The sequence below is a fragment of the Polynucleobacter sp. 31A-FELB genome (genome assembly GCF_018882405.1).
Classification (GTDB): domain Bacteria; phylum Pseudomonadota; class Gammaproteobacteria; order Burkholderiales; family Burkholderiaceae; genus Polynucleobacter.
This window is the reverse complement of sequence record NZ_JACVOO010000005.1, coordinates 83,705-103,767: the sequence shown is the minus strand read 5'-3', so window position 1 is coordinate 103,767 and position 20,063 is coordinate 83,705. Positions and strand designations below refer to the sequence as shown.

The window sequence follows — 20,063 nt, the reverse complement described above, 5'->3', positions numbered from 1 at the left end:
AGGCCTCCATTTTTATTCGGTTCACCATCTAGGGCTTTCCCTAGCTATCTAGATGCTCTAAGATCGCTGATGATGTTTTCTTATATGCAAGAAATTGCAGTTATAGGTAAAAGGAACCGGTATGCAAAAGTCCCTGCACATCAATGCAGATAAATGCACAGGCTGTCTTCAGTGTGAGATGGCTTGCAGTTATGAGCACTATGGAGTATTCAATACCTCTAAGTCCCGAATCAAGGTATTTGAATTTCATGATACGGGTAAAAAAGTTCCCTATACCTGCACACAGTGCTCTGAGGCTTGGTGCCTTCAAGCTTGTCCAGTAGATGCGATTAGTTTAGACATCCTTACTGGAGCTAAAGTCGTTTCTGATGACACTTGTGTGGGTTGCAAGGTTTGCACGATCTCTTGCCCTTTTGGAACAATTAATTATGTTCAAGACACTGGCAAGGTTCAGAAGTGTGACTTATGTGGTGGTGATCCAGCCTGTGCAACTGCTTGTCCAACCCAGGCTATTACCTATGTAGATGCCGATTGGACAGGTTTAGACAAAATGCGTGAATGGGCAGACAAGCTCGGCAATCAAAATAGCTCCAATTAAATAGCATAGGAAAAAATCATGTCATGGGCTGGAAAATTACTACGCGTTAATTTAACTGCGGGCACTTGTGTCTCAGAGCCAATCAATATGAAGTGGGCTAAAGAATATTTGGGCTCACGAGGCTTGGCATCAAAGTATTTAGTTGAAGAATTGGATCCCAAGGTAGATCCACTTTCTGCTGAAAATAAAATGATTTGGGCGACCGGCCCTCTGACTGGCACGATGGCATCAACTGGTGGCCGTTATACGGTGGTGACCAAGGGTCCACTGACTGGAGCCATTGCCTGCTCTAACTCCGGTGGATATTGGGGCGCAGAGCTGAAGATGGCTGGTTGGGATATGGTGATTGTCGAAGGCAAATCACCTAAGCCAGTTTATTTATTTATTGAGAATGACAATGCCGAGCTTATAGATGCTTCTGAGCTATGGGGAAAAACTGTTTGGGAAACAGAACCTGCAATTAAAACTAAACATCAAGACCCGCAAATTAGGGTGTCCTGTATTGGACGCGCCGGTGAAAATGAAGTGCTTTACGCTGCAATCGTGAATGACTTGCATCGTGCGGCTGGACGCTCAGGCGTAGGCGCAGTGATGGGCAGTAAAAACTTAAAAGCAGTTGCAGTTCGAGGCACAAAAGGTGTCGGCAATATTAAGAATCCTAAAGCCTTTATGGAGGCAACCCGCGCGGGTAAGGCAGTGTTGGCTGGCAATGGTGTGACTGGAGAGGGTTTACCAACGTACGGCACTCAAGTATTGATGAATGTGATTAATGAGGTTGGTGCATTACCCACTCGTAATCACCAGGATGTTCAGTTTGATGGGGCCAAGGATATTTCTGCTGAAGCAATGGCGACGCCGCGTGCATCTGATGGCAAGGCTCAGCTAGTAACGAATCAGGCGTGTTTTGCATGCACCATTGCATGCGGTCGAATCTCAAAGATTGATGACACACATTTCTCAATTGAAAATAAACCGCAGTATATGAATGCCTCGGGTGGCCTGGAGTATGAGGCTGCTTGGGCTTTAGGTGCGGCAAATGGTGTGAATGACTTGGAGGCTTTGCAGTTTGCCAACATGTTGTGCAATGAAGACGGCTTTGACCCTATTTCTTTTGGCGCAACCGTAGGTGCCGTCATGGAGATGTATGAGATGGGCGTCCTAACTAAAGAGCAGTTAGGTATTGAGGCTCCATTTGGCTCCGCTAAAGCACTTTGCTACTTCGCAGAAATTACTGCAAATGGTGTTGGCTTTGGAAAAGAGCTCGGACTTGGTTCTGCTCGCTTGACCAAAAAATATGGTCAGCCTGATCTCTCCATGAGTGTTAAGGGTCAAGAATTTCCAGCCTATGACGGTCGAGTGATTCAAGGTATTGGCTTGGCATATGCAACCTCAAACCGGGGGGCATGTCACTTACGTGGATATACCATTGCGTCTGAAGTATTGGGCATTCCAGTGAAGACTGAACCAGCTGACACACAAGGCAAGCCAGAGTTAGTGAAAGCATTCCAAGATGCAACTGCTGCATTTGACTCGGCAGGGATTTGTATTTTTACGAGCTTTGCTTGGACACTTGCTGATGTGGCGCCGCAGCTACAAGCCGCATGTGGAGACGAGTTTACTGTGGAGAACTTGACTACGATTGGCGAGCGTATTTGGAATATGGAGCGCGACTTTAATAACCGTGCGGGCTTCACGAACAAGGACGATAAATTACCGAAGCGCCTCATGACAGAAGCGGCAAAAACTGGCCCTGGTAAAGGCGCTGTGAGTGGTCTGGACAAAATGTTGCCCGAATATTACAAGATTCGAGGCTGGGATCCTGAGGGTCGTCCGAGTGCAGAAACACTTAAACGTCTTGGCCTTTAAGATTCTTTAGATGAAGCACGTCATCTTAGGTAACGGACCTGCAGGAGTGATTGCTGCGGAGACTATTCGCAAACGTTCTCCTTCCGATCAAATTATCATGATTGGTTCGGAGGACGTGCCTCCCTATTCAAGGATGGCAATTCCTTATTTGTTAATGGGGAATATCCAAGAATCAGGAACCTATTTACGCAAAGACCCTCAGCATTTTGATAAATTAAAGATTGAGCAGGTACACGGCCACGTAGATTCTGTTGATTGCAAGGCTAAAGAGTTGCTCCTTCAAGGCGGTGCTCGAGTTTCTTTCGATAAGCTGTTGATTGCAACTGGCTCCGTCCCCGTGCAGCCGCCAATTCCAGGCATTCAATTGCCGGGAGTACATTCTTGCTGGACTATGAGCGATGCTAGGGCTATTGCGTCCCTTGCTAAGCCAGGTACTCGGGTGCTTCAGATGGGAGCTGGTTTTATTGGCTGCATTATTTTGGAAGCTCTAGCTAGCCGTGATGTGAGACTTACTGTAGTGGAAATGGGTGATCGCATGGTGCCCAGAATGATGACTGGGCTGGCGGGTGGAATGATCAAAGAATGGGTTCAGTCCAAGGGTGTTGATGTTTTTACTGGCACTCGAGTTGAGGAGATCTCTTCCTCTGGCTCGGCTCTCAGTGTCAAGCTATCTAATGACAAAGTCCTAGAGGTAGACCTCGTGATTTCTGCAACGGGAGTCAAGCCAAATATTGGATGTCTTCAAAATTCAGGCCTTGATTTATTGACTGGCGTTTTAGTAAATGAGCGCATGCAAACATCCCATCCAGATGTATATGCTGCAGGAGATGTTGCTGAGAGTATCGATTTTTCAACAGGACAGCGAATTGTTAATGCTATTCAGCCTAATGCAGCAGATCAAGCTCGAATCGCTGGTATTGCGATGACTGGCGGAGATGCTGAAAGCCTAGGGGCGCTCCAAATTAACGTACTGGATACGCTGGGACTCATTTCCTCTTCTTTTGGATTGTGGGCTGGCGCAAAAGATGGCGAGCATGTAGAAATCGTAGATCGTGAGCACTTCAAATATCTCCGATTGGAGTTTTTGGGAGATGTATTGGTTGGAGCTACTTGCGTTGGGAATACTGATCACATTGGCGTGTTGCGCGGACTCATTCAATCAAAGACTCGACTAGGCGAATGGAAGTCACATTTATTACGTGACCCCACACAAGTAATGGAAGCTTACTTAGCAAAAGGGCAAGCACAATCGGCTTGGATGAATTAAGCTTTACGCATGCAAATTACCTTGAAGTTGTTTGCCAGTTTGGCAAGTTATCTACCGCCCTCTAAAAAGAATGGGATTGAAGCTGATATTGTTGTTCCTCAGGGAAGTACTATTGGGGACATGATTGAGCTTTACAAAATCCCCAGCAAATCAGCTCATTTGGTTATGGTCAATGGGGTTTATATAAATCCAGATCAGCGTTTTTCATATGTTCTCAAGGAAAATGATGCTCTAGCTATTTGCCCGCCAGTAGCAGGCGGCTAATCCCTTGGCTGGTAGTGAAATTTTCGCGGTCAGGCGGGAAATGGGGTGCACTCCAGAAGATTTGCTGCGCTGGCTGCCCAAAGCTTTAGGGGATTTATACCCACAAACTTCGCTTATAGTTGATGATCAGAAGCTTCTTGCTGGGGAGCCTGCTAGGATTCTGATGCACGGAGCCGCCTTAAGAAGTCGCAAAATTGCCCTTTTACTGATTCCGGTGCTTGAGCTTGAAATCATATTTGATGCATCATTTTCGGCCGAACACATTCAGTCAATCCTAACTCGCTTTGATCTTTATACTCGGAGAGGTGGCGGATAACGCCTTTCCTATTAATACCTTTTGATTTAAATGCTTATATGACCGTTAATTTGCCACTCCCCCAAAAAGATCAGCTAAAGCCTGTTAAAGGTTTTCAGATGGGTATCGCCGAAGCTGGAATTAAAAAAGCCAATCGCAAAGATTTATTGGTGATGACTTTGGCCCCTGGCTCACAAGTTGCCGGTGTTTTTACTTTAAATCGTTTCTGCGCTGCACCGGTTCAGGTTTGCCGTGAGCATTTAGTTCTAGATGGCTCCAAGGGTGAGATTCGCGCTTTGGTGGTCAATACTGGTAATGCTAATGCAGGGACTGGTGAGCGAGGCATGCAGGATGCCTTAGCAACATGCGCTGAGTTAGCAAAAGAGCTCAAGCTCAATCCAGAACAAATTTTGCCGTTTTCCACTGGCGTGATTCTAGAGCCACTTCCAATTGATAAATTAATTTCTGCTTTACCGAAAGCAGTAGCCAATCTAGGCGAGGACCATTGGTTGGATGCTGCAGAAGCCATCATGACTACGGATACGCAGCCTAAAGCTACATCCATGACGGTAGAGACTCCTGCTGGGCTTGTGACGATCACTGGTATTTGCAAGGGTGCCGGAATGATTCATCCGAATATGGCGACCATGTTGGGATTCATTGCAACGGATGCTGGTTTTGCACCTGGTTTGCTCTCTACATTAACTCAAGAAATTGCTGATCAGTCATTTAACGCTATTACGATTGATGGTGATACCTCGACGAATGATTCATTCATCATCATGGCGACTGGCCAGTCAGCGGTACAGATTAAATCAACTAGTGACGCTAGTTATGGTTTAGTTCGGTCCGCACTAATAGATCTCTCGCGCAAGCTTGCGCAAATGATTGTGAGAGACGGCGAGGGAGCAACAAAATTTATTACGATTGATGTGCAAGGCGGCAAGACTGAACAAGAGTGCCGTCTAGTTGCAGAGGCGATTGCCCACTCACCTTTAGTAAAAACGGCTTTTTTTGCTAGCGACCCTAACCTAGGCCGCATCTTGGCCGCGATTGGCTATGCCGGCATTGCCGACCTTGATGTTAATAAAGTACAAATGTGGCTTGGAGACGTGTGGGTTGCTAAGAATGGTGGTCGTAACCCTGATTACCAAGAGGCTGACGGACAAAGGGTTATGCAGGCTCCAGAAATTACCATCAAGATTGATTTGGGTCGTGGATCAGCGCAGCAGACGATGTGGACTTGCGACTTATCGCATGACTACGTTTCCATTAATGCTGATTACCGCTCATAGGAACGCGTTACATGAACGAAAAATTAGAGCAGCTCTTAAATCATCTTGAAACTTTTTTGCCGAAGCAGCTAACTGAAGAGCAGTGGAAATCCTCGACCGCTTTTAGATGGCGTCGTCGCGATAGTATTTTTGGAAGCATTGGTTTTTTACAGCCAGTTAAACATGTTGCCGATATTTCTTTTGAGGATCTCAAGAATATCGATCGTCAACGTGATGCGATTCGCGACAATACAAAAAATTTCATCCAAAAAAAGCCTGCTAATAATATTTTGCTAACGGGCGCACGCGGCACAGGAAAGTCATCACTCATTAAAGCGAGTTTGCATGAGTTTGCTAGCCAGGGCTTGCGCTTAGTTGAAGTTGAAAAAGAGCATTTGGCTGACTTGGCTGACATTACGGATTTATTGGCTGACCGGCCTGAGCGCTTTATTGTTTTTTGTGATGATCTCTCATTTGAAGATGGTGAGTCTGGTTATAAAGCGATGAAGTCTGCACTAGACGGCTCTGTATCGGCTCAGGTCGACAATATCTTGATTTACGCTACCTCCAATCGACGCCATCTCTTACCTGAATATATGAAGGACAACGAGGGCTATGTTCATGGTGATGATGGAGAAATTCATCCAGGAGAGGTGGTTGAGGAAAAAATTTCTCTCTCAGAGCGTTTTGGTTTATGGCTTTCTTTCTACCCGCCAAAGCAAGATGAGTATCTAGAAATTGTTGCTCATTGGCTGCGTCATTTTGGTTTAAGTGACGCACAGATTGATGGAGCTAGAGCTGAAGCATTAGTTTGGGCCTTAGAGCGCGGCTCACGCTCTGGTCGTGTAGCTTGGCAGTTTGCTAAGCACTGGGCAGGCTCACATACCGCTTAATCATTGACGACTCATGAGTGACTCAAATCGCCCTGTTACAGAAGTTGCGGCTGGAATCTTATTGGATTCAGAAGGACGCTATCTTCTGGGGCAGCGACCAGAAGGAAAGCCTTATGCAGGTTACTGGGAAGTTCCGGGCGGAAAGATAGAAGCTGGTGAATCGGTTTTCGCAGCACTGAAACGCGAATTACAAGAAGAGCTTGGAATTGATATTGAGTCTAGCGAAGAGTTAGTTGTTTTAGAACATGACTATCCACATGCTTACGTCCGCTTGCATGTGAGCATTATTCGCAAATGGACTGGAATACCTAAGGGGTGTGAGGGTCAGGCATTGTCTTGGCAACAGCTCAGTGACGCACTTCCAACGGTAGAGCCTTTGTTGCCAGCCGCATGGCCCATGCTGGAAAAACTTAAGCTAGTAAGGCTTTAGAGCTGGCAGAGGTTGAGTCTAAAGGGCACATCCTCATTAATGAGCTGAGGCTTTTTATCTCCATCCGCCTTTAAAAAACGAATCGACAATAAATATTTATTAGCACTGATTTCTGAGAAGAGAGAATCATCTTCTACAGTAATGCGCATCAATTGATAAACCTTGCCAGACGGCGCTTGTTGATAAGAGCCTTGATGCGCAACAACATCTTTTGCTTCACCAGACTGTCGCAACAATCTCAAGAAAATTTGGCAAGCTTCATGCCATGGCAAAAGTGGTGCAACATATTTTTCTAGCAACTCTCTACGTTGAGATGAGGGAGTGTTTTTCCAGGCATGGTAGCTTGGCAAATCAATTGGACTAGTTCCACCAGGAATACTCAATCGTGTGCGAATAGCATTGAGCCATTCACTCTCAGTAATTACTGAATTTGGCTTGCCCATCGACTGATTAATATTTAGTGCAGCCTTATCAATTTCAGACAGTGTTTGTGTCAGCGCTTCTTGGTCTACTTTCTGGGAAGACTTTAAACCGTTCAGGGCATATTTCTGACGCTCAAATTCTTTGAGTAATAGAGATTTGATATCACCCCGAGAACCAATATCCCCTAAATCAAACAACATCGCAATTGCATTATGGTGTAGCTCAGGATCATCGGATCGAATGAAGTGATTAAAGCGGGCGAACAAGTACTCCAGTCGAAGCATGCTTCGAACTAGTTCATTGAAGGGGTATTCGTAGACAATCACAAGCCTATATTCTATGACGAACTCAGGGGTTCACCCTAAATTTTGAGCAATTGTTGGTGCAGCTTTAGAACTTCTGATTTAAGTTCATCTAGGCCACCCTGATTTTCAATAACAGCGTTAGCTGCTGCTAGACGGGCATTGCGGCTGGTTTGTGCTTTCAGAACATTTTCCACGTCTGAGCGGGTCATATTGTTGCGCTGCATCACTCTTTGGATTTGGGTTTCCTCTGGGCAATCAACTACTACAAGATAGTCTATTAGCTTTGCCCAAGAGCCAGATTCAATGAGCAGGGGGACCACAAAAACAAGATAGGGCGCTCCGGATTTAGCCAGCTCGATAGCTTGCTTGCTAGTTTCTTCTTGAATTAAGGGGTGGGTGATTTGCTCTAGAACCTTGCGAGCACCGGGATTTTCGAAGACTACGGTCCGCATTTTGGGGCGAATAAGGGCGCCCTGGGCATCAATAAAGTCGGCCCCGAATGCTTTTGCAATCAATGGAATGGCTTTTCCACCGGGGGCGGTGATTTGATGGGAAATCAGGTCTGTATCAATAATCCCAGCTCCAAGCTCGCCCAGCATATCGCTGACTGCAGTTTTGCCAGAGCCAATCCCGCCAGTTAAGCCAATTAAGGGAATCGCCCCCTTTAAGGCTTTTAAACCAGCTTGGACAGAATCAAGGTTGGAATGAGTTGAGGCCATAACAATTCAATAATGCCAGCAATCACTAAAAAGGGGCCAAAAGGAAAAGCCTGTTGCAGTTGATGACCCCGCCATTTGAGCCAGATAATGCCACCCGCAATTCCTGTAACCGAGGCTATTAAGAGAATACTGGGTAAAGAGCTCCACCCTAACCAGGCGCCCAGCGCTGCCAAGAGCTTGGCATCACCCATGCCAATGCCATTTCGGTTTTGTAGAAGACGATAGCCTGCATTCAATGCCCACAGTGATACATATCCTAGGAGAGCCCCAAGGAGTGCCGAGCTTAGAGCAGTCAAGCGCAAGTCTGAGACCCAATTAAAAGTAATACCAAAAACAATCAAGGGGAATGTAATGGCGTTCGGAAGGCGGAGAGTGCGCCAATCAATATAGGCTAAGTAAATCAAAGCCAGAATCAGTAGGGATTTAATGATCCAGATACTTATTTTGGGATCCACTAAACGATTTGTCCTAAATTAAAGATGGGTAGATATAGGATTATGACTAAGCTACCAATAATGGCGCCAACAAGAAGAATCAGTACAGGCTCCAAATTTTGGCTCAGTGCATTGAGTTGACTGCTTAACTGTGAGCCTAGGGTAGTAGAGCGCTTATTTAACATCTCAGCCAATGTGCCACTTTCAGCACCAATGTGCAGCAGTAATAGAGTCTCCACATCAAGAATTCTTGATTTAGGGTCTGCTCGCTTAAGTGATTCACCTAAAGGCCAGCCCCGAGTGAGGTGTTTAAATATTTCAGCACTAAAGTCGTGACTCACCCAGTGATTGGATGATTGCGCGGTCACTCTTAGTGCATCTGGAAGTGGTAAACCTGTCTCTAGAAGATGTCCTAAAGTTCGACACCAATGACTGAGTGTTGCCAGTCTAAATAGATTGCCAAAAAACGGAATGCGTAACAGGAATACATCACAGTATTTTTGGAGTGCGGTGGATTTGAACCAGGTGTATATAAAGCTTGCGGCAATCACAAGCATGCCTAGTGCTATCTCTAGACAGTAGTTTTGGACACCTGTGGAAATGGAGATGAGCATTCTAGTTGGCGCTGGAAGTTCCGCGTTAAAGTGCCCAAAGACCTCTTTGAATACAGGCACAACCCAAATCATCATTACCAAGACGAGTAGAAAAGAAGTGGCTAAAGTGATTGCAGGGTAGGTTAGTGACTGCTGCACTTTTCTTCGAAGCTCAATCTGAGCTTCCAGCTGCTGTGAGATTGTGCGAAGTGCTAAGCTGAGGTCGCCCGTTCTCTCGCTCACCCTGATGAGGTTGGAAAACTCTGGGGAAAATTTTCCGTCTTGTGCGCTGAGGCAAAAAGAAAAGCTATTACCTTTTTGAAGCTGCTTGCGAATATCTTCCAGCCAAATTTTCCAGGATATTGGCGCGGACTGGATTAATAGCTGAATAGCGTTGAGCAAGGGAAGTCCAGCCTGAAGGAGGGCGAGCATTTGTTGTGCAAAATGCAATTGCTCAGATTTACTGAGTTTTCTGTTTATGAGCATTTGGGCTAATGCCAAGTGCCAAGCTCAGAATCTAGTGATATCTGATCTATTAGGCCGGTATTCAGTAATTGCATTCCTGCTGAGTAGATATCTAATGCTTGAGTTGAATTAAACAAGTGCTCGCTTCCCAAAACTTCATGGACACCGATGCGACCAAAATATCCAGCCCCCTTGCAAAGTTCGCAAGATTTTTTGGCTGGAATTCGATAGCACTCTTTGCAGAGTTTTCGAACTAATCTTTGAGAGCTGACGCAACGAAGACAGGATTCAATGGACTCTTGATCGATGCCGAGACTTTTAAGCCGACATAAGGCACCAATGGCATTGCGGGTATGAAGGGTGCTTAGCACTAAGTGCCCGGTTTGTGCGGCCTGTATGGCAAGTAGTGCGCTAGCAGAATCACGAATTTCACCAATCATGATGACATCTGGATCTTGGCGCAGAAGGGCGCGAATGATTGTAGGAAAGTCCAATCCCGCCTTTGGGTGATAAGCCACTTGATTGACTCCAGGAAGTCGGATCTCAATAGGATCTTCAACTGAGCAAATATTGCGTTGCACTTGGTTTAGTGCGCTCAAGCAGCTATATAAGGTTCGTGTCTTACCACTGCCAGTCGGTCCCGTTACTAGAATCAAGCCATTGGTTTGGCTAATGGCTTCTTTAAGTATTTCTAGTTGATCTGGTAACAGGCCAAGCTGGTCTAAAGCCAACTCTTCGAGGCGGCTTGGCAAAATACGGATAACTGCTTTTTCACCATACAAAGTAGGAAGAATCGATACTCGACAATCAATATTGGGATGACTAAAGTCATGGCCAATAGCAAGTCGCCCATCTTGAGGTACGCGTTTTTCTGCAATATCAAGACGTGCCAATATTTTGATGCGCGTAATTAATCGCTCATGCAGATCAATGGGGTATTGGTTTTGTAATGTGAGGCGACCATCTATTCTGGTACGCACTACGGTCTCTTGAGGTCTTGCCTCAATATGAATATCCGTAGACCGTGTATTTAATGCATTAACAGCAATTTCATGCCAGGTTCGAATAATGTGAGAGTCATGCAGCAGTTCACTCAATCTTGATTTTCTTGAGTGAGGGGGCGGTATAACTTCACTGTTTTTACGCCATGCTCATCAAACTGAACAATTTCCATCACCACACCAGCAATCCGAATGCTGACATCGTAATCAGGAATTGCCTCAAGTTTCTCTAAAATGAGGCCATTCAGGGTCCGCGGTCCATCGAGTGGAAGATCTAGCTTCAGTAATCGATTTAAATCCCGCAATGATGCGGTACCGCTTGCAAGGTAAGTGCCATCAGCAAGCCAATGAGGCTCATTGGAAAGATTGGAGAATGAGGTGGTGAACTCACCAATCAGCTCCTCAACAATGTCTTCAAAGGTGACTAGACCGAGTACTTCACCATACTCATTCACAACCAGACTTAAGCGCTGTTGATTGTCTTGGAAAAATTGCATCTGCTGTAGAACAGGCGTTCCACTCGGAATGAAATAGGGCTCATTTAACAATGATCTGAAGTCTTCGTGATGAAGCTCTGCATTGCCAAGTAAAGAGAGTGCTTTTTTAACAGACAAAATGCCAACAATGCGCTCAGAGTCGCCATCGCATACCGGCAATTTATTGTGATAGCAGGTTTCTAATTGTTCAACTACCTCATCAATAGGTCTTGAGAGGTCTAATACTTCAATCTTGGAGCGAGGCGTCATCACATCGTCAACCAAGATATTTTCGAGATTGAAAAGATTGAGCAAGATATTGCGATGATGGGCGGAAACAAATCGGTTGGATTCCAGAACTAAGCTACGCAATTCTTCTTTGCTCATTACCCGGTTGTCAGTTGAGGCTTGTAGTCCAGAGACTTTCATTAGGCCCGATACAAAACTATTAATGAACCAAAGTAGCGGCTTAAGAATGAAGGTAAGAGGAAGAATGAACCAGCCAACATTGCTGGCAATTTTTTCAGGAAAGGCTGCGCCGATCACTTTCGGTGTGATCTCACTAAAAATAATGATGAGTAGCGCCACGACCAAAGTGGCAATCGATAGCACCAGCCCGCTATCACCAAAAATATGTAAGGCGATGCCGGTAACCAAGATCGGCAAGATCGTATTGATGAGGTTGTTAGAGATCAGTAGCGCTGAAAGCAGTGAATCAATGCGCTTCAACAGTCTTTCAGCAAGGGCGGCTCCAGCGTTCCCGCTATTAGCCATTGCACGCAGGCGATGGCGATTGGAGGACAGCATGCTGGTTTCGGCCATTGAAAAGAAGCCGGATAGTGCGAGTAAAAATAGGACTAATGCGACTTGGCTAATAAAGGGCCAATCATCAAAAAAGGTGTCCATCAGTTATGCCTGCAAAGAATAAGGAACAACCAATATAGCAAAGTGCCATTTCACTAGCTATAGCCAGTTCAGAATCCTGCCTGAATTTATCCTTCAATCTGTGTCAGAATCTTCTTCATGCCCACCCCTACATCCACTGAGTATTGCGTGATATCAGCCCCTTTTGGGTGCCTAGGCGTGCAAACGGAGTTAGTCGACGGTAGTTTGATGATCTCGAAAATTGATTACTTGCCTCCGGATACCGCTTTAATTTCCCCAAGAAATGCTTTGGCTAAAGCATTCTCAAAACAGTGCGAGCAGTACTTCAAAGACGCTTCATCAATTTTTGATGTCCCACTAAAGCCTGCAGGAACAGTTCACCAGCAAAAGGTATGGAATGCCACTCAAGGTATTGGAGTGGGTGAGACAAGTACCTATGGTGAGATCGCAAAAATGATTAAGAGTGGCCCGCGTGCAGTTGGGACCGCTTGCGGTGCAAACCCATATCCCTTGGTTACACCATGCCATCGGATTATTTCAGCGCAAGGTCTTGGGGGTTTTATGAAGGAAGATGCCCCTGGTTTTTATCGCCAGATCAAGATTTGGCTCTTGAAGCACGAGGGCGCGCTTTAAAGATGCTTTATGTAAGTTTTCTGAGTTGCTTAGATGTTAAGTAAAAGAACGCTTTCATCAGAAATGGATTACTTGCCGCAATCTTCGTAAAGGCATAGAACACCCAAACGGTATTTCTAGAGAGCTTCACTTCAGATTTATTGCTAAATTCTTTTCTAGTAGCAATTTTTTCAAGCGTCATGACCGCAAGGCCAAAAGCAAGAAAGCAGAAGCGTCTCATACCCACTTCATTTGCTGGGATCAGAAGAATGTAGCTCATAGAGTCTTGTAGTTTTTCGTAGGCAATCTTGAGTAGCTCGCCTTGACTCATTGATGCAGGTTTCCAGGAGACCCCGCGTGCACGATCTTCTGGCGAGTCTTTCAGAATATTGGTCATTTGTAAGGCCTGACCAAAGGCGATGGCCAGCTGCTCATGCCCTTGAATCTGCTTGGCAAACCCAGCGGAGTAATTACTAAAGATGCTGGTGAGCAGTTCTCCAACTACGCCAGCAACCACATAGCAGTACTTCTCAAATTCTGCGAGGTCTTTTAGCCCCTCCTGAGTTTGTTTGCCATGGAAATAAGACATGCCATCGGACATAATTGAAACGCAACGACTAATAGCCGCCTGATCTTTATCAGGGAAGGTATGCAGAATGCGAAGAACGGTAGGGGTATGCGCAATTAAATCGAGCTCATCGACATTGGAGTAGCCCTTCAGCGCAACTAGGCAGGGACTTACAAAATCTTCCACCGGAATTGCGCCTAGAACTGCCTCTAAAAATAGTTTAGATAAGCCTTGCTTGTCTGTTGGACTGAGTTCGGCCGCATCTTCGATAGTGTCGACAATTCGACACAGTAAATAGGTGTTGCCAACTACTACCTCAATTGCTGGGGGTAGGAGGGGGATGGTGAGTGCAAAAGTACGCGATACAGAACTCAAAATCGCCTTTTGATAGGCTAGATCGCTGTTGGAGTTCTGATTAAGGTGTGCGCTGGAATTCACCCATGAATTATGTCAGACCAGACCGCCCAAATTTGGTTCTTATTGATTAAATGCCATAAGTAACAAGGCCATATAATTTGACCAAATTCCTGAAGGAGAAATTGGGCGATGTTGATTTGGTTTGTCATCATCTATTGGGTGGTATCTGTAGGTATTGGTCTTTGGGCTGCGCTACGGGTCAAAAATACCGCTGACTTTGCTGCGGCTGGTCATAGCCTCCCTTTGCCTATTGTTACTGCTACGGTATTTGCCACCTGGTTTGGATCTGAAACGGTTTTAGGTATCCCAGCCACTTTCTTGAAAGAGGGGGATCGGTGGAATAGTATCCGATCCTTTTGGATCTTCCATGTGCCTGATTTTGGTGGGACTCTTTTTTGCCCGGCATCTCTACAACCGCCGCATGCTCACGATTGGTGATTTCTTTAGAGAAAAGTATGGCCGTACTGTTGAGGTTTTAGTAACCCTTTGCATTGTGGTTTCCTATTTGGGTTGGGTGGCAGCGCAGATTAAAGCTTTGGGACTTGTCTTTAATGTCGTATCTGAAGGCAGCATTTCTCAAACAGGCGGCATGTTAATTGGTGCTGGCAGTGTGCTGATCTATACGCTATTTGGCGGCATGTGGTCTGTAGCTATTACCGACTTCATTCAGATGATCATCATTGTTGTGGGCATGCTCTACATTGGTGGTGAGATGACCGTCCAAACTGGCGGTGTTGGCGTTGTCTTGGAGCATGCCGCTGCTGCTGGACAGTTCTCCAATTTCTGGCCGGATATGAATCTTGCTTCCATCTTGGGATTTGTGGCTGCCTTATGCACCATGATGCTGGGCTCTATCCCGCAGCAAGATGTATTTCAACGGATTACCTCCTCTAAAAATGTCAATATTGCGGTGCAGGCAGCCTTATTGGGTGGTGTGCTGTATTTCATATTTGCATTTGTTCCCTTGTATCTAGCCTATTCAGCAACCATCATCAGTCCGGATTTAGTGAAGCAATATCTTGATACAGACCCGCAAATGATTTTGCCTAAGCTGATACTGAACCACGCTCCGCTGATTGCGCAGGTAATGTTTTTCGGAGCCTTACTTTCGGCTATTAAGAGTTGCGCTAGTGCAACCTTGCTTGCCCCGTCCGTCACCTTTGCTGAAAATATTGTCAGAGGTTTCTTTAAGCACTTGTCCGATAAGGACTTGTTAAAAGTGATGAGAATCACTGTGCTTTGTTTTGCGGTAGTGGTTACTTTCTTTGCGATTAACTCCCATTTGTCTATTTTTAAGATGGTCGAGAATGCCTATAAAGTAACTTTGGTTGCTGCTTTTGTACCACTGGCTTTCGGGGTGTATTGGTCAAAAGCCAATTCTTTGGGTGGTCTATTGGCTGTAGTTGGTGGCCTGACTGTTTGGATTAGCTGTGAGGTTCTTGCCCCTCAGGCTATTCTCCCCCCTCAATTGGCAGGCCTTATAGCGAGCATTATTGGCATGCTTTTGGGTGGATTGGTGCCACGCGCCAGATTGATTGCGAGTTAATTTAAATTGCTTAAATATTAAGCATAATATCTTGTTGCACCGCAAAATATTCACCTCTAAAATGACACTAATTCAAAATTTCTTATCTTTATGGAGTTCTTATGAAAATCTGTGTGATCGGTGGAGGGGGCGCAATTGGCGGTTACCTTGCTGTCATGTTGGCGCGAGCTGGCAATGACGTCACGGTTGTAGCGCGTGGTGCTACATTAGCTGCGATTAAAGAGCGTGGCCTCGCATTAATTATGGATGACCAACCTGAGCCTTTAGTGGCGCAGGTAAAAGCAGTTGAAAAAATTCGGGATGCGGAAACTCCTGATGTTGTGATCTTGGCTGTGAAGGCGCATCAGGTTGAGCCGATCATTGAAGATCTCGCTGCAATCATGGGACCAGAAACTATTTTGATTCCGATGCAAAACGGAATTCCTTGGTGGTACTTCCAGAAGTTGGGTGGCGACTATCAAGATCACTCGGTTGAAACAGTTGATGCTGGTGGTGTTGCGAAGAATGCAATTAATCCAAACAACATTATTGGTTGCGTAGTGTATCCAGCTACCTTCACCCAAGCGCCTGGCGTGATTCGTCACGTTGAAGGCAATCGTTTCCCATTGGGTGAGTTGGATGGCAAGCAGACCGAGCGCATTCAGAAGATGTCTGAGATGATGTCGGCTGCCGGATTTAAGTCACCAATCTTGGAAGATATTCGTTCTGAAATTTGGTTGAAATTGTGGGGCAATATGACCTTCAATCCAATCAGCTCTTTGACTCATGGAACATTAGAAGGCATTTGCCAATATCCACTTACTAAAGAGTTAGCTCGCAACATGATGGCTGAGGCTCAAACGATTGCCGAGAAATTGGGTGTGACTTTCCGTGTGGATATTGAGCGTCGTATTGCAGGTGCTGAAAAAGTTGGCAAACACAAAACATCGATGTTGCAAGACTTGGAAGCGGGCCGTAGCTTAGAGATTGATGCCTTATTGGGTTCCGTGATTGAGCTTGGCAAGATTACAGAAACTCCAACACCTTGCCTCAATACAGTCTTTGCGTTGACGAAGTATCTTGATGAAAATGTCCAGGCTTCTAAAGGTAGCTTGGCTTTGCCATCCGTTTCTGGTTACTAAGTATCTGCAGTTTTGAGTATTAAAAAACCCTCACCACTAATTATGGTGAGGGTTTTTGTTTTAAGGGTCTAGTTTTAGAGTTACGAATTAGATAGCTTATTCAAAAAGATTATCTAAACGTCCAACGCCATCAATGATGATGCTGACATTGCTGCCAGGTTTCATTGAGCCAACACCAACAGAAGTTCCGCAAGCGATGATGTCGCCAGCTTGTAGAGGTACATCCTGAGAAATTAAGCTGACCAATTTCGCTGGCGGGAAAATCATGTCAGCAATGGGATAGTTTTGGCGCTCTTGATCATTCAAAATGGTTTTAATTGTTAGTTTGCTTGGATCTACGTCGGTAGTGATGTAGGGACCAAAGACACCAAAGGTATTAAAGCTCTTAGAGCGTGTCCACTGCGCATATCCAGGGTCGCGATTCAAAATCTCAATTGCAGTGACATCGTTAATGCAGGTGTAACCAAAAATTGCAGCGGCTGCTTGTGATTCATCTACTTCATGACATGCTTTGCCGATAACAATTCCGAGTTCGCCTTCATAAACGACTTTTCCAGAGTAGGACTTTGGCGTCCGAATCACTTGATTGGCTGCCAAGAAAGAGTTGTTACCTTTTAGAAAATACAAAGGCTCAGCTGGTACTGCATGCTCAAGCTTGGTGACAAGTGCATGAAAGTTATCCACCATGGCAACCATTTTGGATGGGGTGCATGGGATATCGATGGTGACATTGGATAGTTTTAATGTCTCGCCAGTGGCTTTTGGATCATTAAATAGATCGCCGGTGTAGACGGCAATCTGATCACCCTGTACTTGACCTAAACCGGATTTGCCTTGATGTTGAAACCTGAGCCATTGAGCCATAATGAATTCTCCTGATAGTTAATATTTGATAAGCAATATCTTACAGGGACAGATTGATGACCAAGAATTCTGAATTGCTATTTGCGCCTGAATTGGACCAGCCAGTTCGCTATATTGACCGCACTCGTAATTACTATCTTGGATTGGGGTATGAGACGCCGTATGTTTGGGCGCATTACATTGATGTGCCTTTTGCCGCGCTGCAAAAGCCCCTCAATCAATCGATCCTAGGTTTGATCACTACCGCAGTGCCCTATGACGCAAACAAAGGACCCCAGGGGCCTGGCGCAGCGTACAACGCTGCTGCCAAGTTTTACGACCCCTATGCTCGCTCTATAGATGAGGATGCAGACTTACGTATTGCGCATGTTGGTATTGATAGGCGTAATGCTGACATGCAGGACAGCAATTGTTGGTTTCCATTGGATGCAGCGAAACGCGCTGTTGCAAAGGGCCGTATTCAATCTCTATCGAAACATTTTTACGGGCTACCAACCAATCGCAGTCAACGCCATACCCTCGAGATTGATGCGCCGTTGATCCTCGGCAAGATGCGCACAGATCAGGTTGATGTTGCTGTATTGATTCCGAATTGCCCTATCTGTCACCAGAGCCAAAGTTTATTGGCGCGTTATTTGGAGGCTGCCGGTATTCCAACAGTCGTCATGGGCGCAGCGAAAGATATTGTGGAGTATTGCGGTGTGCCACGCTTGCTCTTTAGCGACTTCCCGCTTGGTAATGCCGCAGCACTACCCAATAACATTGAATCGCAAGACTCCAATTTTGAATTGGCTCTGCGTTTACTTGCGGGCGCGCCAGGACCAAGAACAACAGTGCAGTCCCCTTTGGTTTGGGATTCTGATCCTGCATGGAAACTAGATTATTCCAATCTTGAACGACTTACCGCTGAGGAAATTGTGCGCCTGCGTGATGAGGCAGAAAAAGCGCGCATCACTGCGCGCGATATCAGGCTAAAGAGTGTTGGCGCTTAGGCCTGTCTAGATAAAGAGTACTTACACAAGGCGTGTAACGCTGAAGTGGCCTCATTTGTAGGGAAGTCTTTGAGACATTCGAGCGCCAAGTCAACTTCTTGTTTCGCAGCAGCTTGGGTGTAATCCAAAGCCCCGGAATTTTGAACTGCGCTCAGAATCTGCTGGAACACATCATCTGGTAAATCTTGATTTTGTTCGATTGCGGCGCGAACCAGTAAGCGTTCTTCAATACTGCCATTTTCAAGAAGGTAAATCAATGGAAGGGTAGGTTTGCCTTCCCTTAAATCGTCGCCAGCATTTTTCCCCATTTGGGATGCGTCGGCGGTGTAGTCCAGAAGGTCATCCATTAATTGGAAGGCGGTGCCAATATGGCGCCCAAATGCTGCGGACTGCTCTCTCTGCTTGACATCAGTCCCAGCCAAAATTGCCCCAAGTTCTGTAGATGCTTCAAATAACTTAGCAGTTTTATAGCGAATCACCCGCAAATAGCTTTCTTCGTCTACTTCGGGGTCGTTCATATTGAGGAGCTGTAAAACCTCTCCCTCGGCAATCGTATTGGTTGCATCAGACAGGATTTCCATTACCCGCAGGTCGTTGGGCCCAACCATCATCTGAAAGGCTCTGGAATACAGAAAATCGCCCACCAATACGCTTGCTGCATTACCAAAAGCAGCGTTAGCAGTCTCACGACCCCTTCTCAGGGTCGATTCGTCTACAACGTCATCATGCAGGAGGGTGGCTGTATGGATAAATTCCACTACGGCCGCCAGTTCTAGGGCATGGGGGGTTTCTTTACCGTTGGCTAAGGCTTTGCTTACTAGGAGCAAAAGGGCTGGCCGAACCCGTTTTCCGCCCGCCTGGATGATGTAAGTGGAGATTTGGTCAATTAAAGCCACTTTTGAGGCTAATCGTAGGCGAATAACCTCATCTAAGGCCTTGAAATCTAAGGCTATTGGGGCCAAAATTTGGCTTAATTCATTGGTTTTGACAGTGCTCGTCATGCAAGATATAATAATCCGCTTAGCTCATCCAGGGTGGATTAGCTTAAATGTAGATATTAATTGAGGTTTCAAACCATGTACGCGGTCATAAAAACCGGTGGCAAACAGTATAAAGTTGCTGCAGGCGAAAAATTGAAAATAGAACAGATACCAGCGGAAATCGGCAGCGAAATCACTCTTGACCAAGTCTTAGCCGTAGGCGAAGGCGCTTCACTCAAATTGGGTGATCCATTGGTTAATGGTGCAGCTGTGATGGCCACTGTCGTCTCCCAGGGACGTCACGATAAAGTGACAATCTTTAAGATGCGCCGTCGCAAGCATTATCAAAAGCACCAAGGCCATCGTCAGAATTACACAGAAATTCTGATTAACACGATTAAAGCCTAATTTAGGCTAACGGCTAAATAGCAGGAGAAAGATATGGCACAGAAAAAAGGCGGCGGCTCGACACGAAATGGCCGCGACTCAGAATCGAAACGCTTAGGCGTTAAAGTTTTTGGCGGCGAGCAAATCAACGCTGGTAGCATCATCATTCGTCAACGTGGTACACGAGTACATCCGGGTATGAACGTTGGTATTGGTAAAGATCACACTTTGTTTGCCTTAGTTGACGGACAAGTGGAATTTGGCGTTAAGGGTGCTTTGAAGAAGGCCCAGGTTTCAGTTCTCCCGCGTTCATAAGACGCCTGACTGAGACACGTTTGATTCAGATTTATTCCGAATTTAACTCTTAGGAACAGGCCTCGCTAAGCGA

The 20,063-nt window shown here is 45.8% G+C and carries 22 protein-coding genes and 1 pseudogene; 14 read left to right on the top strand and 9 right to left on the bottom strand.

All coding sequences use genetic code 11. The features are described 5' to 3' along the window. The first annotated feature begins 121 nt into the window (after positions 1-121). Genes ICN30_RS04915 through ICN30_RS04880 form a run of 8 tightly spaced genes read left to right on the top strand, consistent with a single transcriptional unit; the run spans position 122 to position 6,887 of the window. Complete coding sequence (locus tag ICN30_RS04915) at positions 122-598, top strand: 4Fe-4S dicluster domain-containing protein (protein WP_216229465.1); 477 nt, start codon at positions 122-124, stop codon at positions 596-598. Positions 599-616: 18 nt separating this feature from the next. Beyond that, positions 617-2,464: an aldehyde ferredoxin oxidoreductase family protein gene (locus tag ICN30_RS04910; protein WP_216273656.1), complete on the top strand. Its 1,848-nt coding sequence runs from the start codon at positions 617-619 to the stop codon at positions 2,462-2,464. A gap of 10 nt (positions 2,465-2,474) precedes the next feature. Beyond that, positions 2,475-3,731 carry an NAD(P)/FAD-dependent oxidoreductase gene (locus ICN30_RS04905; RefSeq protein ID WP_216273654.1) on the top strand — a complete coding sequence of 419 codons (1,257 nt, stop codon included), beginning with the start codon at positions 2,475-2,477 and terminating at the stop codon, positions 3,729-3,731. Positions 3,732-3,740: 9 nt separating this feature from the next. Continuing rightward, positions 3,741-3,995, top strand: coding sequence for a MoaD/ThiS family protein (locus tag ICN30_RS04900; RefSeq protein WP_216273652.1), 255 nt, complete (start codon positions 3,741-3,743; stop codon positions 3,993-3,995). Between the two features lie 4 nt (positions 3,996-3,999). Beyond that, the gene (locus ICN30_RS04895; protein WP_216273650.1) at positions 4,000-4,311 is read left to right on the top strand and encodes a hypothetical protein; all 312 of its coding nucleotides are present in this window, start codon (positions 4,000-4,002) and stop codon (positions 4,309-4,311) included. 38 nt (positions 4,312-4,349) lie between these two features. After that, positions 4,350-5,585: a bifunctional glutamate N-acetyltransferase/amino-acid acetyltransferase ArgJ gene (gene argJ / locus ICN30_RS04890; protein WP_216273649.1), complete on the top strand. Its 1,236-nt coding sequence runs from the start codon at positions 4,350-4,352 to the stop codon at positions 5,583-5,585. Between the two features lie 11 nt (positions 5,586-5,596). Beyond that, a complete protein-coding gene (locus tag ICN30_RS04885) occupies positions 5,597-6,457 on the top strand; it encodes an ATP-binding protein (protein ID WP_216273645.1) in 861 nt (286 codons plus the stop codon). A 13-nt stretch (positions 6,458-6,470) separates the two neighbouring features. Further along, a complete protein-coding gene (locus ICN30_RS04880) occupies positions 6,471-6,887 on the top strand; it encodes an NUDIX domain-containing protein (RefSeq protein WP_216273644.1) in 417 nt (138 codons plus the stop codon). Here ICN30_RS04880 and zapD read toward each other — a convergent pair. Genes zapD through ICN30_RS04850 form a run of 6 tightly spaced genes read right to left on the bottom strand, consistent with a single transcriptional unit; the run spans position 6,884 to position 12,209 of the window. Beyond that, positions 6,884-7,636 carry a cell division protein ZapD gene (gene zapD / locus ICN30_RS04875; protein ID WP_216273642.1) on the bottom strand — a complete coding sequence of 251 codons (753 nt, stop codon included), beginning with the start codon at positions 7,634-7,636 and terminating at the stop codon, positions 6,884-6,886. The genes ICN30_RS04880 and zapD overlap by 4 nt on opposite strands. A 35-nt stretch (positions 7,637-7,671) precedes the next feature. After that, the gene (coaE, locus tag ICN30_RS04870; protein WP_216863393.1) at positions 7,672-8,334 is read right to left on the bottom strand and encodes a dephospho-CoA kinase; all 663 of its coding nucleotides are present in this window, start codon (positions 8,332-8,334) and stop codon (positions 7,672-7,674) included. Continuing rightward, positions 8,289-8,789: a prepilin peptidase gene (locus ICN30_RS04865; RefSeq protein WP_216273639.1), complete on the bottom strand. Its 501-nt coding sequence runs from the start codon at positions 8,787-8,789 to the stop codon at positions 8,289-8,291. The genes coaE and ICN30_RS04865 overlap by 46 nt, the downstream gene beginning before the upstream one ends. Then, positions 8,789-9,847 carry a type II secretion system F family protein gene (locus tag ICN30_RS04860; protein ID WP_216273638.1) on the bottom strand — a complete coding sequence of 353 codons (1,059 nt, stop codon included), beginning with the start codon at positions 9,845-9,847 and terminating at the stop codon, positions 8,789-8,791. The genes ICN30_RS04865 and ICN30_RS04860 overlap by 1 nt, the downstream gene beginning before the upstream one ends. A 5-nt stretch (positions 9,848-9,852) precedes the next feature. Continuing rightward, entirely contained in the window at positions 9,853-10,923 is a 1,071-nt protein-coding gene (locus ICN30_RS04855) for a GspE/PulE family protein (protein ID WP_216273635.1), read from the bottom strand. Beyond that, complete coding sequence (locus ICN30_RS04850; RefSeq protein ID WP_216273633.1) at positions 10,920-12,209, bottom strand: HlyC/CorC family transporter; 1,290 nt, start codon at positions 12,207-12,209, stop codon at positions 10,920-10,922. Before ICN30_RS04850 ends, ICN30_RS04855 begins: the two co-directional genes overlap by 4 nt. Positions 12,210-12,326: 117 nt before the next feature. On the opposite strand from ICN30_RS04850, the gene ICN30_RS04845 reads away from it, so the two are divergent. Then, positions 12,327-12,821 carry a methylated-DNA--[protein]-cysteine S-methyltransferase gene (locus ICN30_RS04845; protein WP_216273631.1) on the top strand — a complete coding sequence of 165 codons (495 nt, stop codon included), beginning with the start codon at positions 12,327-12,329 and terminating at the stop codon, positions 12,819-12,821. A gap of 7 nt (positions 12,822-12,828) precedes the next feature. Here ICN30_RS04845 and ICN30_RS04840 read toward each other — a convergent pair whose 3' ends face one another. Continuing rightward, positions 12,829-13,806: a squalene/phytoene synthase family protein gene (locus ICN30_RS04840; protein WP_216273628.1), complete on the bottom strand. Its 978-nt coding sequence runs from the start codon at positions 13,804-13,806 to the stop codon at positions 12,829-12,831. Positions 13,807-13,914: 108 nt separating this feature from the next. On the opposite strand from ICN30_RS04840, the pseudogene ICN30_RS04835 reads away from it, so the two are divergent. Together ICN30_RS04835 and ICN30_RS04830 are read left to right on the top strand one after the other, a co-directional pair. After that, positions 13,915-15,331: pseudogene (locus ICN30_RS04835) on the top strand (sodium:solute symporter family protein). 101 nt (positions 15,332-15,432) lie between these two features. Beyond that, positions 15,433-16,452 (top strand): 2-dehydropantoate 2-reductase, encoded by a 1,020-nt coding sequence (locus ICN30_RS04830; protein WP_215387118.1) that lies wholly within the window; start codon positions 15,433-15,435, stop codon positions 16,450-16,452. A gap of 96 nt (positions 16,453-16,548) precedes the next feature. Here ICN30_RS04830 and ICN30_RS04825 read toward each other — a convergent pair whose 3' ends face one another. Continuing rightward, entirely contained in the window at positions 16,549-17,316 is a 768-nt protein-coding gene (locus ICN30_RS04825) for a fumarylacetoacetate hydrolase family protein (protein WP_216273627.1), read from the bottom strand. Positions 17,317-17,372: 56 nt separating this feature from the next. Between ICN30_RS04825 and ICN30_RS04820 the strand changes: the two genes are divergently transcribed. Beyond that, positions 17,373-18,308, top strand: coding sequence for a reductase (locus tag ICN30_RS04820; RefSeq protein WP_216273625.1), 936 nt, complete (start codon positions 17,373-17,375; stop codon positions 18,306-18,308). Here the strand turns inward: ICN30_RS04820 and ICN30_RS04815 are convergent. Next, the gene (locus ICN30_RS04815; protein ID WP_216273623.1) at positions 18,305-19,309 is read right to left on the bottom strand and encodes a polyprenyl synthetase family protein; all 1,005 of its coding nucleotides are present in this window, start codon (positions 19,307-19,309) and stop codon (positions 18,305-18,307) included. The genes ICN30_RS04820 and ICN30_RS04815 overlap by 4 nt on opposite strands. 75 nt (positions 19,310-19,384) lie before the next feature. Between ICN30_RS04815 and rplU the strand changes: the two genes are divergently transcribed. Both rplU and rpmA read left to right on the top strand, forming a co-directional pair. Continuing rightward, entirely contained in the window at positions 19,385-19,696 is a 312-nt protein-coding gene (gene rplU, locus ICN30_RS04810; protein ID WP_041484800.1) for a 50S ribosomal protein L21, read from the top strand. Between the two features lie 33 nt (positions 19,697-19,729). Further along, complete coding sequence (rpmA, locus tag ICN30_RS04805) at positions 19,730-19,990, top strand: 50S ribosomal protein L27 (protein ID WP_015420374.1); 261 nt, start codon at positions 19,730-19,732, stop codon at positions 19,988-19,990. Positions 19,991-20,063 lie beyond the last annotated feature (73 nt).

Bases quoted from the DNA above. Each gene is read 5' to 3' on its own strand.
- ICN30_RS04915 (WP_216229465.1), top strand. From the start codon at position 122: ATGCAAAAGTCCCTGCACATCAATGCAGATAAATGCACAGGCTGTCTT.
- ICN30_RS04910 (WP_216273656.1), top strand. From the start codon at position 617: ATGTCATGGGCTGGAAAATTACTACGCGTTAATTTAACTGCGGGCACT.
- ICN30_RS04905 (WP_216273654.1), top strand. From the start codon at position 2,475: ATGAAGCACGTCATCTTAGGTAACGGACCTGCAGGAGTGATTGCTGCG.
- ICN30_RS04900 (WP_216273652.1), top strand. From the start codon at position 3,741: ATGCAAATTACCTTGAAGTTGTTTGCCAGTTTGGCAAGTTATCTACCG.
- argJ (WP_216273649.1), top strand. From the start codon at position 4,350: ATGACCGTTAATTTGCCACTCCCCCAAAAAGATCAGCTAAAGCCTGTT.
- ICN30_RS04885 (WP_216273645.1), top strand. From the start codon at position 5,597: ATGAACGAAAAATTAGAGCAGCTCTTAAATCATCTTGAAACTTTTTTG.
- ICN30_RS04880 (WP_216273644.1), top strand. From the start codon at position 6,471: ATGAGTGACTCAAATCGCCCTGTTACAGAAGTTGCGGCTGGAATCTTA.
- coaE (WP_216863393.1), bottom strand. From the start codon at position 8,334: ATGGCCTCAACTCATTCCAACCTTGATTCTGTCCAAGCTGGTTTAAAA.
- ICN30_RS04860 (WP_216273638.1), bottom strand. From the start codon at position 9,847: ATGCTCATAAACAGAAAACTCAGTAAATCTGAGCAATTGCATTTTGCA.
- ICN30_RS04850 (WP_216273633.1), bottom strand. From the start codon at position 12,209: ATGGACACCTTTTTTGATGATTGGCCCTTTATTAGCCAAGTCGCATTA.
- ICN30_RS04845 (WP_216273631.1), top strand. From the start codon at position 12,327: ATGCCCACCCCTACATCCACTGAGTATTGCGTGATATCAGCCCCTTTT.
- ICN30_RS04830 (WP_215387118.1), top strand. From the start codon at position 15,433: ATGAAAATCTGTGTGATCGGTGGAGGGGGCGCAATTGGCGGTTACCTT.
- ICN30_RS04825 (WP_216273627.1), bottom strand. From the start codon at position 17,316: ATGGCTCAATGGCTCAGGTTTCAACATCAAGGCAAATCCGGTTTAGGT.
- ICN30_RS04820 (WP_216273625.1), top strand. From the start codon at position 17,373: ATGACCAAGAATTCTGAATTGCTATTTGCGCCTGAATTGGACCAGCCA.
- ICN30_RS04815 (WP_216273623.1), bottom strand. From the start codon at position 19,309: ATGACGAGCACTGTCAAAACCAATGAATTAAGCCAAATTTTGGCCCCA.
- rplU (WP_041484800.1), top strand. From the start codon at position 19,385: ATGTACGCGGTCATAAAAACCGGTGGCAAACAGTATAAAGTTGCTGCA.
- rpmA (WP_015420374.1), top strand. From the start codon at position 19,730: ATGGCACAGAAAAAAGGCGGCGGCTCGACACGAAATGGCCGCGACTCA.